Source organism: Stenotrophomonas sp. STEN022 (genome assembly GCF_056760155.1).
The window spans coordinates 41,740-54,603 of record NZ_JBRREG010000018.1 but is presented as its reverse complement, the minus strand read 5'-3'; the positions used below and the strand labels follow the sequence as shown (position 1 = coordinate 54,603).

13 protein-coding genes are annotated in these 12,864 nt (G+C 63.3%); 6 read left to right on the top strand and 7 right to left on the bottom strand.

Annotated features, from left to right (window positions below; all coding sequences use genetic code 11):
- Positions 1-143 precede the first annotated feature (143 nt).
- Positions 144-965, bottom strand: coding sequence for a posphoenolpyruvate synthetase regulatory kinase/phosphorylase PpsR (gene ppsR, locus ACVOMF_RS06085; RefSeq protein ID WP_282272415.1), 822 nt, complete (start codon positions 963-965; stop codon positions 144-146).
- 197 nt (positions 966-1,162) lie between these two features.
- Here ppsR and ppsA point away from each other — a divergent pair, with 197 nt between their 5' ends.
- A complete protein-coding gene (ppsA, locus tag ACVOMF_RS06080; protein WP_481508465.1) occupies positions 1,163-3,538 on the top strand; it encodes a phosphoenolpyruvate synthase in 2,376 nt (791 codons plus the stop codon).
- 299 nt (positions 3,539-3,837) lie between these two features.
- Here the strand turns inward: ppsA and ACVOMF_RS06075 are convergent, their stop codons facing one another.
- From ACVOMF_RS06075 to ACVOMF_RS06060, 4 genes are all read right to left on the bottom strand, one after another.
- A complete protein-coding gene (locus ACVOMF_RS06075; protein WP_481508464.1) occupies positions 3,838-6,108 on the bottom strand; it encodes a thiamine pyrophosphate-dependent enzyme in 2,271 nt (756 codons plus the stop codon).
- Between the two features lie 59 nt (positions 6,109-6,167).
- Positions 6,168-6,791, bottom strand: coding sequence for a glutathione S-transferase family protein (locus ACVOMF_RS06070; RefSeq protein WP_481508463.1), 624 nt, complete (start codon positions 6,789-6,791; stop codon positions 6,168-6,170).
- Between the two features lie 96 nt (positions 6,792-6,887).
- The gene (locus ACVOMF_RS06065; RefSeq protein WP_481508462.1) at positions 6,888-7,424 is read right to left on the bottom strand and encodes a GNAT family N-acetyltransferase; all 537 of its coding nucleotides are present in this window, start codon (positions 7,422-7,424) and stop codon (positions 6,888-6,890) included.
- A gap of 280 nt (positions 7,425-7,704) precedes the next feature.
- A complete protein-coding gene (locus ACVOMF_RS06060) occupies positions 7,705-8,538 on the bottom strand; it encodes a glycine zipper 2TM domain-containing protein (protein WP_481508461.1) in 834 nt (277 codons plus the stop codon).
- 176 nt (positions 8,539-8,714) lie between these two features.
- On the opposite strand from ACVOMF_RS06060, the gene ACVOMF_RS06055 reads away from it, so the two are divergent.
- Together ACVOMF_RS06055 and ACVOMF_RS06050 are read left to right on the top strand one after the other, a co-directional pair.
- Positions 8,715-8,936: a DUF6116 family protein gene (locus ACVOMF_RS06055; protein ID WP_062166057.1), complete on the top strand. Its 222-nt coding sequence runs from the start codon at positions 8,715-8,717 to the stop codon at positions 8,934-8,936.
- A 3-nt stretch (positions 8,937-8,939) separates the two neighbouring features.
- The gene (locus tag ACVOMF_RS06050; RefSeq protein WP_481508460.1) at positions 8,940-9,701 is read left to right on the top strand and encodes a TatD family hydrolase; all 762 of its coding nucleotides are present in this window, start codon (positions 8,940-8,942) and stop codon (positions 9,699-9,701) included.
- Positions 9,702-9,829: 128 nt separating this feature from the next.
- Here the strand turns inward: ACVOMF_RS06050 and ACVOMF_RS06045 are convergent, their stop codons facing one another.
- A complete protein-coding gene (locus ACVOMF_RS06045; protein ID WP_481508459.1) occupies positions 9,830-10,621 on the bottom strand; it encodes a tRNA threonylcarbamoyladenosine dehydratase in 792 nt (263 codons plus the stop codon).
- Positions 10,622-10,749: 128 nt separating this feature from the next.
- Between ACVOMF_RS06045 and ACVOMF_RS06040 the strand changes: the two genes are divergently transcribed.
- Positions 10,750-11,187, top strand: a complete 438-nt coding sequence (locus ACVOMF_RS06040) for a cytochrome c (RefSeq protein WP_481508458.1) — start codon at positions 10,750-10,752, stop codon at positions 11,185-11,187.
- Between the two features lie 111 nt (positions 11,188-11,298).
- A complete protein-coding gene (locus ACVOMF_RS06035; RefSeq protein WP_481508457.1) occupies positions 11,299-11,796 on the top strand; it encodes a glycine zipper 2TM domain-containing protein in 498 nt (165 codons plus the stop codon).
- Positions 11,797-11,868: 72 nt separating this feature from the next.
- On the opposite strand, the gene ACVOMF_RS06030 is transcribed toward ACVOMF_RS06035, so the two are convergent.
- Positions 11,869-12,078: a cold-shock protein gene (locus tag ACVOMF_RS06030; RefSeq protein ID WP_282271583.1), complete on the bottom strand. Its 210-nt coding sequence runs from the start codon at positions 12,076-12,078 to the stop codon at positions 11,869-11,871.
- Between the two features lie 233 nt (positions 12,079-12,311).
- On the opposite strand from ACVOMF_RS06030, the gene ACVOMF_RS06025 reads away from it, so the two are divergent.
- Positions 12,312-12,797, top strand: a complete 486-nt coding sequence (locus ACVOMF_RS06025) for a DUF456 domain-containing protein (protein WP_481508456.1) — start codon at positions 12,312-12,314, stop codon at positions 12,795-12,797.
- Positions 12,798-12,864 lie beyond the last annotated feature (67 nt).

Here is a 12,864-nt window from a genome sequence, read left to right as displayed (position 1 = left end):
CGTCCGTCTCGCGTGCCCCCCACCCTCCCACCCCCACACCCTCGCCGCGGCCCCCCCCGTGGGCGGCCCCCCCCCCCCCCCCCCCCCCCCCCCCCCCCCCCCCCCCCCCCCCACTACAGGTGGTTGTTCCAGCGCCCTTTGGCTTAGAACATCTCGCGCTGCAGGCTCAGGGTGCTCAGTACCTTGCTGGATATCTCTTCGATCGAGGTGTGGGTGGTGCTCAGGGTCGGGATGCGCTCCATGCGGAACATGGTCTCGGCGGCGGTGACTTCACGCTTGCAGGTCTCGAAGCTGGCATAGCGCGAATTGGGGCGGCGCTCCTGGCGGATCTGCTGCAGTCGCTCGGGATCGATGGTCAGCCCGAACAGCTTGTTGCGGTACGGACGCAGGCGTGGCGGCAGGCGATCCTGCTCCAGGTCTTCCTCGGTCAACGGGTAGTTGGCCGCGCGGATGCCGTAGTGCAGCGCCAGATAGATGCAGGTCGGGGTCTTGCCGGCGCGCGACACCGCCACCAGCACCACGTCGGCCTCGTCGTAATTCACCGCGATGCCATCGTCGTGGCTCAGCGCAAAATTCATCGCGTTGATGCGACGATGGTAGGTATCGAAATCCACCATGCCGTGCGCCTGCCCCACCTTGGAGTGCCTGGCTGCGCTCAGCTCCTGTTCCAGCGGCCCGATGAATGGGGCGAAGACATCCAGGACCAGGGCCCCGCTCTCTTCCAGGATCAAGCCGAGGCTGGAGTCCACGCAGGAACTGATCACGATGGGGCGCACCTGGTAGCGCTCCCCGGCGGCCCGTATACGCGCCGCCGCCTCGAGCGCCTTGTCGGCATCGTCGACGAACGACATACGATCAGTAACGAAACTGAAGCCATTGAACTGAGTCAACAAGCTGTGGCCAACGGTCTCGGCAGTGATGCCAGTGCCATCGGAAACATAGAAAACCGGCCGGATTGCCGTCATGAAAGCTCCCTTCAGAGTGTGATCCTGACCACGGGTCAAGCGTGATGGCCTAGCCTGTCCCGAAAAAGACAAGCACAAGACAAAGTATTGTCACAAGCTTGTGCGGCTTCGGTGTGCACTGCATCATATTGGCTTCTTCCTACGGACGTGGCCATCCCAAGCCCGCCACGGGCGATGGCCTCAACGGAGCATCGCGCTTGAACGAGAATATCCTGTGGTTGCATGAGCTGCGCTTGGCCGATCTGGCCCGCGTAGGTGGCAAAAACTCCTCGCTTGGGGAGATGATCGGCAATCTGGCCGGTCTTGGGGTCTCCGTCCCCGGTGGTTACGCAACCACGTCCGAAGCGTTCAAGGACTTCATTGCCCACAATGACCTGTCCAAGCGCATTTTCGACAAGCTGGCCACGCTTGACGTGGAAGATGTCGCGGCCCTTACCGTTGCCGGCAAGGAAATCCGCGGCTGGGTGATCGATGCCCCGCTGCAGCCGCAGCTGGACAAAGACATCCGTGACGCCTACGCCAAGCTGAGCACCGAGAATGGCGGCGGTGACATCGCCGTTGCCGTGCGCTCCTCGGCAACCGCCGAAGATCTGCCGGATGCCTCCTTCGCAGGCCAGCAGGAAACCTTCCTCAACGTGACCGGTGCCGACGACGTCGTGCACAAGGTCAAGGAAGTGTTCGCCTCGCTGTACAACGACCGCGCCATCGCCTACCGCGTGCACCATGGCTTCAAGCACGAAGACGTGTTCCTGTCCGCCGGCGTGCAGCTTATGGTGCGCTCGGGCGTAGGCTCCTCAGGCGTGCTGTTCACCCTGGACACCGAGTCCGGCTTCCGCGATGTCGTGTTCGTCACCTCTTCGGTCGGCCTGGGCGAAATGGTCGTGCAGGGCGCGGTCAACCCGGACGAGTTCTACGTCTACAAGCCCAGCCTGCATGCCGGCAAGCCGGCGATCCTGCGCCGCTCGCTGGGCTCCAAGGCCATCCGCATGGTCTATTCGGACGTCCCGGGCGAGCGCGTCAAGATCGAGGACACCCCGGTCGAGGTGCGCAATACCTTCTCGATCAGCGATGAGGACGTGCAGGAACTGTCCAAGCAGGCGCTGGTCATCGAAAAGCATTACGGCCGCCCGATGGACATCGAGTGGGCCAAGGACGGCGTCAGCGGCAAGCTGTTCATCGTCCAGGCGCGCCCGGAAACCGTGAAATCGCGCGCCAAGGCCACCCAGATCGAGCGCTACGCGCTGCAGGAAAAGGGTGAAGTCATTGCCGAAGGCCGCGCCGTTGGCGCCAAGATCGGCGCTGGCGTGGCCCGCGTGGTCAAGTCGCTGGACGACATGGCTCGCGTGCAGCCGGGCGACGTGCTGATTGCCGACATGACCGACCCCGACTGGGAGCCGGTGATGAAGCGCGCGTCGGCCATCGTCACCAATCGTGGCGGCCGCACCTGCCACGCCGCGATCATCGCGCGTGAGCTGGGCGTGCCGGCCGTGGTCGGCTCGGGCAATGCGACCCAGCTGATCCAGGACGGCCAGGAAGTGACCGTCAGCTGCGCCGAAGGCGACACCGGCTTCATCTACGCCGGCAAGCTGGCCTTTGACCGCACCACCACCGATCTGGGCAACATGCCGCCGGCACCGTTGAAGATCATGATGAACGTGGCAAACCCGGAACGTGCCTTCGACTTCGGCCAGCTGCCGAACGCCGGCATCGGCCTGGCCCGCCTGGAAATGATCATCGCCAGCCATATCGGCATCCACCCGAATGCACTGCTGGAATACGACCGCCAGGACGCTGCCACCAAGAAGAAGATCGACGAGAAGATTGCTGGCTACAAGGATCCGGTGAGCTTCTATGTGGACCGTCTGGCCGAGGGCATCGCTACCCTGACCGCGTCGGTCGCACCGAACCCGGTGATCGTGCGTCTGTCGGACTTCAAGTCCAACGAGTACGCCAACCTGATCGGCGGCAACAACTACGAGCCGCACGAAGAGAACCCGATGATCGGCTTCCGCGGCGCCAGCCGTTACGTCGACCCGAGCTTCTCCAAGGCCTTCGCGCTGGAATGCCAGGCCGTGTTGCGTGTGCGCAACGAGATGGGCCTGGAGAACCTGTGGGTGATGATCCCGTTCGTCCGCACCCTGGAAGAAGGCCGCAAGGTGGTTGAAGTGCTCGCCGCCAATGGCCTGAAGCAGGGCGAGAACGGCCTGAAGATCATCATGATGTGTGAAGTGCCGTCCAACGCGCTGCTGGCCGATGAGTTCCTGGAAATCTTCGACGGCTTCTCGATCGGCTCCAACGACCTGACCCAGCTGACCCTGGGCCTGGACCGCGATTCCTCGATCGTCGCGCACCTGTTCGACGAGCGTAATCCTGCGGTCAAGAAGCTGCTGTCGATGGCGATCAAGAGTGCACGCGCCAAGGGCAAGTACGTCGGCATCTGCGGCCAGGGCCCGTCCGATCATCCGGATCTGGCCGAGTGGCTGATGCAGGAAGGCATCGAGTCGGTGTCGCTGAACCCGGATACCGTGGTCGACACCTGGCTGCGCCTGGCCAAGCTCAAAGCCAATAGCTGATCTGGCTGTTGATGCATGAAAACAGAACCCCGCCTTGGCGGGGTTTTGTTTGCCTGCGAGGTAGCGCTGGTTTTGGTCTTTGGTGGGAGCTGCGTAAGCCGCGAGGCTCGCAGCCCCTCAAAGCGCCAAAAGCCAACCCCTCCCCAGCCCTCCCCCTGGCTACGCCAAAGGGAGGGGACAGAGCTGTGGAAGCGGTGTTAGCCGCGAAGCCACGGATCAGTCAGGTCGCAGGTGTGCTGGTGATTTCAGCATTGCCAGCTTCGCGGTTTACACCGCTCCCACAAACAAACGCTAGCGGCTCACACCAACTCCGCCGCCGCTGCCACCACATCGGCATCACCCGGCAGCACCAGCAAGGCCGCACCAGCCAGCGGCGTATAGGTATCCACACCGGTCACCCGGCGCAGCGGCACCTGCCCATGGCCGGCTTCAACCAGGGCGGTGATCACGCCCTCGCCCACACCGGCACTCTGGCGGCCTTCGTCGAGCACGATGATGCGCTTCGCGCCCTTGGCCTGCTCGGCGATATAACCGGCATTGAGCGGCACCAGCCAGCGCAGATCAACCACCCGTACCTTCCAGCCGTGCTGCTGCTCGACGGTTCTAGCGGCACGCAAGGCCATCGGTACGCCATTGCCGTAGCTGATGATCAGCAGGTCATCGTTGCCCTCGCCATACACCCTGCCCTCGCCCAACGTGAGCGCCTGATCCGGCGCCGGATACGGGAACAGCCATTGGCCATCGCCAGCGGTATGCAGGTCCTTGGTCATGTACAGCGCGATCGGCTCCAGGAACACGCAGACCCGCCCGTCGACCTTGGCCAGGGAAGCAAGCGTGCGCACCATTGCCGCCGCATCATCACCGCGCGAAGGGCAGCCAACGACCAGTCCGGGGATGTCGCGGATGGCAGTGATCGAGTTGTCGTTGTGGAAGTGGCCGCCAAAGCCTTTCTGATAGCCCAGCCCAGCGATGCGGATCAGCATCGGGTTTCGGTACTGGTCATTGGAGAAGAACTGCAGCGAGCAGGCCTCGCCGCGCACCTGGTCGGCAGCGTTGTGCAGATAGGCCAGGTACTGGATCTCCGGCAGCGGCAACATGCCCATGTTGGCGAAGCCCTGGGCCATGCCCAGGATCATGGTTTCGTCGAGCAGGGTATTGAACACCCGTCGCGGACCAAATGCCTTCTGCAGTCCCTTGGTGACGGTGTAAACGCCACCCTTCTGCGCCACGTCCTCGCCGAACAGCAGGGTCTCCGGGTACTTGGCGAACAGATCGTGCAGCGCCTGGTTGATCTGCACCGCAAGGTGCTTGGCCGGCTGATTCTCCGGCAAGCCAGCCTCGCTGCCGAACACCTGCAGGCGTCGTTCGCTGTAATCGGCGCGCGCCGCCTCGGCCTGCACTTTGTCCGGCGTATACGGCGCCAGCGGCGCGATCACATCCTGCAGCTCGGTCAGGCGCGGGCGCTTGTCGGCATCCTCGGCGGCGGCGAAGCAGCGTTGGCGGGTGTGCTCGTACAGGGCAAGCACTTCGGCCTTGTCCATCAGCCCCGATTCCACTGCAACCTGTGCCGAACGCAGCAGCGGATCACCCGCTTCCACCGCACACAGCTCCTCCAGCGCCCGCCATTCGATCTCGAAGTCGGTGCCGGCATGGCCCATCAAGCGAGTGGTGCGCAGGTGCAGGAAGGTCGGCCGCCGCGTACGCCGGCAATGCTCGACTGCGCGCTGTACGTCGGCGTAACCGTTGACCAGATCCAGACCGTCGGCATGAAAGTAGTCCAGCCCCGGCCGGTGACGGAAGCTTTCGGCGATCCAGCCCTCCGGCGTCTTCACCGAGATACCGACGCCATTGTCTTCACAGACGAACAGCACCGGCGCCGGCAGCTTCTGGAAGCTGCTCCAGGCGGCCGCGTTGAACGCGGTCTGGGCAGTGGCGTGATTGGCCGAGGCATCGCCGAACGAGCAGATGGTGATGCTGTCATCGGGAATCGGCAGCCCCTGCCCCAGTCGCTTGCCCGCTTCGATAGCCATCGCCGTACCCAGCGCCTTGGGCAGGTGCGAAGCAATGGTCGAGGTCTGCGGCAGCACCCACAACGGCTTGCTGCCCCACACTTTATGGCGGCCGCCGCTGGCCGGATCGTCCTTGCTGGCCGCGAACGACAGCGCCGAATCCATCACCGGGTCCATGCCCGGCAGCTTGCGAAAGCGCTCGGCCATGAAGCCGCCGGAACGGTAATGCAGGAAGGCCGGATCGGTATGCCGGGCGGCGCGCGCCACCATTGCATTGCCTTCGTGGCCGGACGAACCAATCGTGTAGAAGACCTTGTTCTGCACGCGCAGCACGCGTGCCATCAGGTCCAGATGGCGACTGATCAACTGCGACTCGAACAACTCGCGGAAGCTCTGCGTGTCCAGCGTGCTGCCTGGCAGTATGGGGGCGGCCGGTTGCGGCCCTTGTAGTGGACCAGGTGGCAGCGCGCCGACGAATTCGATGAAATTGGTGTCACAGATCTCAGCGCGATTCAAGCCCTTCATGCGGGCCGGGATGGGATTCGGTACACGAGCAAACATGCAGACAGACTCCACAGCAAACAGGTGAGACAACGGAATCAAGCATCAACAAGGAACGCTCAGCCAGCCAGTATCGGCATGAAGCCGGGCTGGGCCTGCACCGCCCGCAACCAGCGCTGGATTGCTGGGTACGAGGACAGGCCAATGCCGCCATCCTCGGCGACAGCGGTATACGCAAACAGCGCGATATCGGCCACACCGTAGTCGGAGCCGGTAAACCACGAATTGCCCTGCAGGTGGCGCTCCATCACTGCCAGCGCATCATGGCCACGCTCGCGCAGACGCGGCAGTTCAGCGCGGCGCAGCGAATCGGCTGGCGTCCAGATGCTGATGAAGCGCGCGACAGCGATATAGGGCTCATGGCTGTACTGCTCGAAGAACATCCACGACAAGGCCTGCGCCCGCTGCCAACCATCGGTCGGCAAGAACGGGGTGCCTTCGGCCAACCAGAACAGGATGGCGTTGGATTCGGTCAGCACCCGGCCGTCGGAGCGCTGCACCAGCGGCACTTTTCCGTTCGGATTGAGCGCGAGGAATTCAGGGGTGCGGGTCTGGCCTTCGGCACTGTTCACCTCAACCCATTCGTAACGCGTGCCCAACTGCTCCAGCAGCAAGCGCACCTTGTGGCAGTTGCCCGACGAGGACATGCCATACACCCGCAACCCAGCACCCGAAACACTCACTGATCCGCTCCCCGCTACCGAATGGCAGACGACAGCATTCATCTGAACGGATCACGGGTGCTTCGGTAAAGCTGCGACCGCAGCAAAAACGGGTTCTCAGCGCTGTGACATCCACTGCTGCCGGGACTGCCCCCACACATCCACCTCGATATCGGCGGGCGCTGGCAATCGCGCCTGCCGCAGCAAGCTTGAACCCAACTTGCGTGCCACCGCCACCGAACTGGTATTGGCCGGCACGATGGTATGGATCACTTCCTGCCAACCCAGCGTATCGAAGGCCCAGTCGATGCTCGCCCGCGCTGCTTCCGGCGCATAACCACGGCCCCAGAATTCCGACGCGATGCCCCAGCCCACTTCCGTGCCCGGCCATCCGTGCGGCTGCCAGGGCCCGACCCGCCCGATCCAGCGTCCGCTGCTCTTTTCAATCACCGAGAACATCGAATACCCGAGCAGCTGCCAGCTGCCAGTCAGCGCCGCCAGGCTGCGCCATGCGACCGAAGGCGGTTGCACTCCGCCGAGATGCTGCATGGTCTGGGGATCGGCGCAGAACGCAGAGAAGGCCCCGAAGTCTTCGGCAGCCGGTGGTCGCAGCAGCAGGCGCTCGGTTTCCAGTCGCAGGTCGAAAACACTCATCGTGGTTCCTGTGTGCAGGTAAACAAGGACGCCGAGCTTGCGCCTGCCACCCCTGCCGGTCAAACCGCCGATACCCGGCTGGTAACTATTTGTGGGAGCGGCGTAAGCCGCGAAACTGACACTGTTCGCTCCGTGAAGGGGTTTTCGCGCCGCCTGATAGCGTGCGGGCTTCGCGGCTTACGCCGCTCCCCCAAAACAATAAAAAATCCGATGCCAGAGGTCTGGCATCGGATTCCTGGGACTCAACTGCTGAAGTAAGCAGGTTTACGGCTTGCGATGGTTACTGGCGGTTTGCCGACGGCGCCATGGCCGCGGTCTGCGTCACCAGCTGGCCATCGATAACCGGCAGGCGATCGCTGGCAGGCTTGTCCTGCATGCGCACGGTTTTCTCTGCGCCCTCGTAGCGGTAGGTCACGTCGTAACCGATGGTCTGGTTGGCGTTGCCCAGCGAGACGCGCTCACCCGGACGGCTGTCCATGCGCATCGTGCCGGTACTGCCATCGGGCTTGCGGTAGCTGACGTTGTAACCAGTGATGCGGCTGGACTCGGCGGTGCGCTGCTCGGTATGGCACTGGCGCTCGGTACGGTTCACCACACGGCCACCTACATGGCGCTTATCTACCTGGTTGCCGATCAAGCCACCTGCGACGGCACCGGCAGCGGTGGCTGCTTTCTTGCCGTTGCCACCACCAACCTGGTTGCCCAGCAGGCCACCGATGACCGCACCGGCAACGGTGCCGCCGACATTGCCGTCACGTTCGGGCAGACGTTCCTGCACCACCACGTCCTCGCAGACTTCATGTGGGGTGCTCGTAGTGGACGTTTCACGGATCGGATCGCTGCCGGTAACGGTGCCGTAGACGCGCTCTTTCTGCGTGACCGGAGCAACCTTGAGCACGTCGGCGTACTGCAGCTGCGGTTCGGCCGGGGTTTCCACCTTGCCGGTGACGGCGGCATCGTCCACCAGTGGAGAGTTGTCCAGTACCGGGCGCGCGCCCTCGACCAGAGGCGCGGTGCTGGCCTTGTCGCGGCCCTGCATGAAGGCGGCGGTGGCGATGCCACCTACCAGCAACGCGCCGGCGGCAACCAAAACGGTCGTGGTTGTGCTCTTCATGTTCTGTCTCCGTGCGGCTGGCCGCGTGTGTGTTGGGGGGATTCCAGCATGGGTAAGCTGAACAGAGGCTAGTATTTCTGCCGCATCCCTATCGAAATCGTTCGAGTCGTCGCAATATTCAGCCTGCTGGCCTTGATTCGACAAGACAGTCTGAACCCTCTTCATCTGGATACGCCATGTCGAGCATGATGTTGTCGCCGTTTCTGGAATGGGCACGCAAGCTGCGCTACCCCACCCTGTTCAAGCTGACCGGTGCGCTGTTTGTCATCAGCATGCTGCTGCCCGACCCGATCCCGTTTGTCGATGAAATCCTGTTCGGCCTGAGCACCTTGCTGCTCGCCAACTGGAAGCGACGCAAGGACCCAGCCGAGCCACCGATACTGCCGGGCAAGCGCTGAGCCGTGCAGCTGGTCGACAGCCACTGCCATCTGGATGCAGCTGAATTCGACATCGACCGCGAGGCGGTGATCGCCCGCGCCGGCGCTGCCGGCGTGGGCATGCAGATCGTGCCGGCGGTGACTGCGGCCAGCTGGCCCAAGCTGCGCGAGGTCTGCGCGGCCGACGCTGGGTTGCATCCGGCCTACGGCCTGCACCCGATGTTCCTGCCCGAGCACCGTCCCGAGCACCTGCAGCAGCTGGGCGACTGGGTCGAGCGCGAGAAGCCATGCGGCATCGGTGAATGCGGGCTGGATTTCTTTGTCGACAATCTGGACCCGGAAGCGCAACGCCTGTACTTCCAAGGCCAACTGGAGCTGGCTCGCGATACCCAGCTGCCACTGATCGTGCATGCACGCCGTGCCCTGGATGAAGTGATCCTGCGCATCCGCCGCGTTGGCGGGCTCAGCGGCGTGGTGCATAGCTTTTCCGGCAGTCCAGAGCAGGCCAGGCAACTATGGGACCTGGGCTTCATGATTGGCCTGGGCGGCCCCATCACCTATACCCGCGCCAATCGTTTGCGCGGCTTGGTGACGCAGATGCCGCTGGAGTTCCTGCTGCTGGAAACCGATGCTCCGGATCAACCGGATGCCGGCATCCGTGGGCAGCGCAATGAGCCGGCGCGGCTGCGGCAGATTCTCGATACCGTTGCTGAACTACGTCAGCAATCGGCAGCCGATATCGCCGCGCAGACCACGGCCAATGCGGTGCGCCTATTCGGGTTATAGGTCCGATTGTGGGAGCGGCGTAAGCCGCGAAACCACAGGTCAGTCAGATCACAAACACCCTGGCATTTCCAGAAATGCCAGCTTCGCGGCTTACGCCGCTCCCATAAACCACAGCCGCCCGCCAGCTCTCACGCGCGGTTCTTCAGCAGCATCTCCAGCGCCTTGCCCACCGCTACGAATGCGAACGCGCCGGTGATATGCGTTGCTGCCCCCAGGCCGCCACCACAATCCAACTTCAAGGCTTCATCCGGCCCAAGGTTCGGGCGGATGCCACAGACGCTGCCGTCGGCCTGCGGGTACTTCACGTTCTCCAGCGAATACACCGCCGGTACGCCGAAGTAGCGCTTTGCGCTCTTGGGGAAGTTGAACTCGCTGCGCAGCTTCTTGCGGATCAGCGCCATCATCGCGTCGTGCTCGGTCCGCGACACGTCGCGCACCCGCACCAGGGTCGGATCGGTACGTCCGCCAGCCGCACCGATGGTGATCATCGGCAGCTTGCGGCGGCGGCACCAGGCGATGGTTTCCACCTTTACCCGGAAGCTGTCGCAGGCGTCGATCACCAGGTCAAAGCCACGGTCCAGCAACTCGGCCATGTTCGCAGGGGTCAGGAACGACTCCACCGCTTCGACCTCGACATCCGGATTGATCGCGCGGCAGCGCTCGGCCATGGCCAGCGCCTTGTTGCGCCCGTACTGCCCAGCCATCGCCGGCAGCTGGCGGTTGGTATTGGAGACGCAGATATCATCAGCGTCGATCAGGCTCAAATGGCCGACCGCCGAGCGCACCAGCGCCTCCACGATCCACGAGCCCACCCCGCCCATGCCCACCACGGCCACCTTGCAGCCGCTCAGGTGGGCGATGGTGCCGGCTCCGTACAGCCGGTCGATACCGGCAAAGCGCTCACGCAATTCTTCTTTCATCCGCGCATTTTACGGCCTACCCAGCCCGAGGTGAGTCGGCCAGCAGCTCCATGACACGGGCTTCGCTTGTGCCGCTGCATAATGATCGGCAGTCGAACCCTTTTGCCACGTAGCCTGGAGCCAACGCAATGTCCGACCCTGCACCCGCCCGTCCCCCGTCCAAAGCCTCGCGCTATCTGTTCGTCCTGCTCGCCGGCCTGCTCATCGGCGTGATTGCCACCGTGATGGGGATGCGCGCCATCCAGGCCCGCCAGGATCACTTCCCGGACAGCCTGATGACGGTCATGGCCAAGCAGGCCCAGTTGTTGGATGAGAGCCGGAAACAGAACCGCTGCAGCGTCACCGACAGCACGCCGCGCCTGCAGACCCTGCGCGCGCTGGCCAACGATCTGGAAACCGCCTTCCCCGGCCTGCGCGATGACGAGCGCTTCCAGCAGCACGCCAGCCGCTATCGCGCCACCTTGAACGATGCACTGGCCAAGCCGCCGGCAGACTGCGCGGCACTGGCTGCTGCAGTGCAAAAAATCGGCAGCGACTGCAAGTCATGCCATCAGGATTTCAAGTAAGCAAACTGCGTTTCAACACGTGATTGGCCCTCCATTCACATGCAAAACCGCAGGATCTTCGCCGCGGGTCACACAGCTGTACCCACTTTCAATCTGGCAAGGAGAAACACCATGAAGATCCAACTGATCGCTGTAGGCGCAATTGCCAGTCTGGCGCTGGCCGGCTGTGCTACCTCCCCCGGTTACGGTGGTGGCTACAACAACGGCGGCTATAACAATGGTGGCAACTACGGCAACAACAACGGCTACAACCAGAACCGTTGCACCGATTGCGGCATCGTCACCCGCATCGATACCGTGGCCTCCGGCCGCACCGCGCCCAGCGCCACCGGCGCCATCCTCGGTGGCATCGTCGGCGCAGTGGCCGGCCATGAGATCTCCGACAAGACCGGCGGCAGCAAGGGCAACCAGAACATCGCCGCTGTCGCAGGCGCGGTTGGTGGCGCCATGGCCGGTAACAAGATCCAGCAGAACGTCACCGGCAACTCGTATGACATCCAGGTGCGGATGGACGATGGCCGCGTGATCGTGGTCAACCAGAAGGACCTGGGCGGCATCCGCGAGAACACCTATGTGCGCGTGGTCAACGGCCGCGTGGTGATCCGCTGAACAGTCACCGTTACCGGTGACGAAGAAAGGCCCGCATGCGCGGGCCTTTCTTTTGGCTGCACTGCCGCCGGATCAGGCCGGCTGTACGGCGTCAGCCTGCAGGCCCTTCTGGCCCTGCACAACGGTGAAGGTAACCTTCTGGCCTTCCTTCAGGCTTTTGAAGCCATCGGTCTGGATGGCGCGGAAGTGCACGAACACGTCCTCACCATTCTCGCGGCTGATGAAGCCGAAGCCCTTGGCGTCGTTGAACCACTTGACGGTACCGGTTTCGCGATCAGACATCTCGACTTACTCCCTGTAGCTCTTTCGTTTGATGGTTACGCCCGGTGAGGCGGCTGGTTGCAAGGAGGAAGCGAGGTGCAACGATGCAGCAAATCCTTGGATCTACCCATCAGGCCACGATTCACGGTGACCTTGCCAAGCTCAGCGGCTGCAACTTAACTCGGGGCTAAACAAATTGCAACACCGCCCCATGCATTAAAGTCAACCCCTATACGACCCCCTTCAGAGCACACATGGACTATTCATTCATCTTCTATCTGGTTGGCGCCCTGCTGGTCCTTGTCGGCATCGCCGGCATCATCCTGCCCGCGCTGCCGGGGGTACCGCTGGTATTCGTCGGCCTGCTGTTGGCGGCCTGGGGCGATGGATTCGAGCGGGTGGGCTGGCTGCCACTGGTGGTATTGGGCGTACTGACCGTCATCTCGATCATCGTGGATGTGATCTGCACTATCGCCGGTGCCAAGAAGGTGGGCGCCAGCAAGCTGGCCCTGATCGGCTCGGCAATAGGCACGGTGGTCGGCCTGTTCTTCATGCCGATTGGCCTGTTTGTTGGTCCGTTTCTGGGCGCGCTGGGCGGCGAATACCTGCATGGCCGCCAGCTTGGCCAGGCTACCAAGGTCGGCCTCGGCACCTGGCTGGGCATCGTCCTCGGGGTCGCACTCAAGCTGGGCCTGGCAGTCGCCATGGTCGGTGTGTTCGCCATTGCATGGTTCTTCTGAACGCCGCCCTGACTCCACGTGGACAGGGTAATCACCGACAATCCTCAACTTGCCACTGCTGCCGGCG

Excerpts from the sequence above, each read along its gene's own strand:
- ACVOMF_RS06055 (WP_062166057.1), top strand. The coding sequence starts at position 8,715 with ATGTCGAGCATGATGTTGTCGCCGTTTCTGGAATGGGCACGCAAGCTG.
- ACVOMF_RS06025 (WP_481508456.1), top strand. The coding sequence starts at position 12,312 with ATGGACTATTCATTCATCTTCTATCTGGTTGGCGCCCTGCTGGTCCTT.
- ACVOMF_RS06060 (WP_481508461.1), bottom strand. The coding sequence starts at position 8,538 with ATGAAGAGCACAACCACGACCGTTTTGGTTGCCGCCGGCGCGTTGCTG.
- ACVOMF_RS06065 (WP_481508462.1), bottom strand. The coding sequence starts at position 7,424 with ATGAGTGTTTTCGACCTGCGACTGGAAACCGAGCGCCTGCTGCTGCGA.
- ACVOMF_RS06035 (WP_481508457.1), top strand. The coding sequence starts at position 11,299 with ATGAAGATCCAACTGATCGCTGTAGGCGCAATTGCCAGTCTGGCGCTG.
- ACVOMF_RS06040 (WP_481508458.1), top strand. The coding sequence starts at position 10,750 with ATGTCCGACCCTGCACCCGCCCGTCCCCCGTCCAAAGCCTCGCGCTAT.
- ACVOMF_RS06075 (WP_481508464.1), bottom strand. The coding sequence starts at position 6,108 with ATGTTTGCTCGTGTACCGAATCCCATCCCGGCCCGCATGAAGGGCTTG.
- ppsR (WP_282272415.1), bottom strand. The coding sequence starts at position 965 with ATGACGGCAATCCGGCCGGTTTTCTATGTTTCCGATGGCACTGGCATC.
- ACVOMF_RS06030 (WP_282271583.1), bottom strand. The coding sequence starts at position 12,078 with ATGTCTGATCGCGAAACCGGTACCGTCAAGTGGTTCAACGACGCCAAG.
- ACVOMF_RS06045 (WP_481508459.1), bottom strand. The coding sequence starts at position 10,621 with ATGAAAGAAGAATTGCGTGAGCGCTTTGCCGGTATCGACCGGCTGTAC.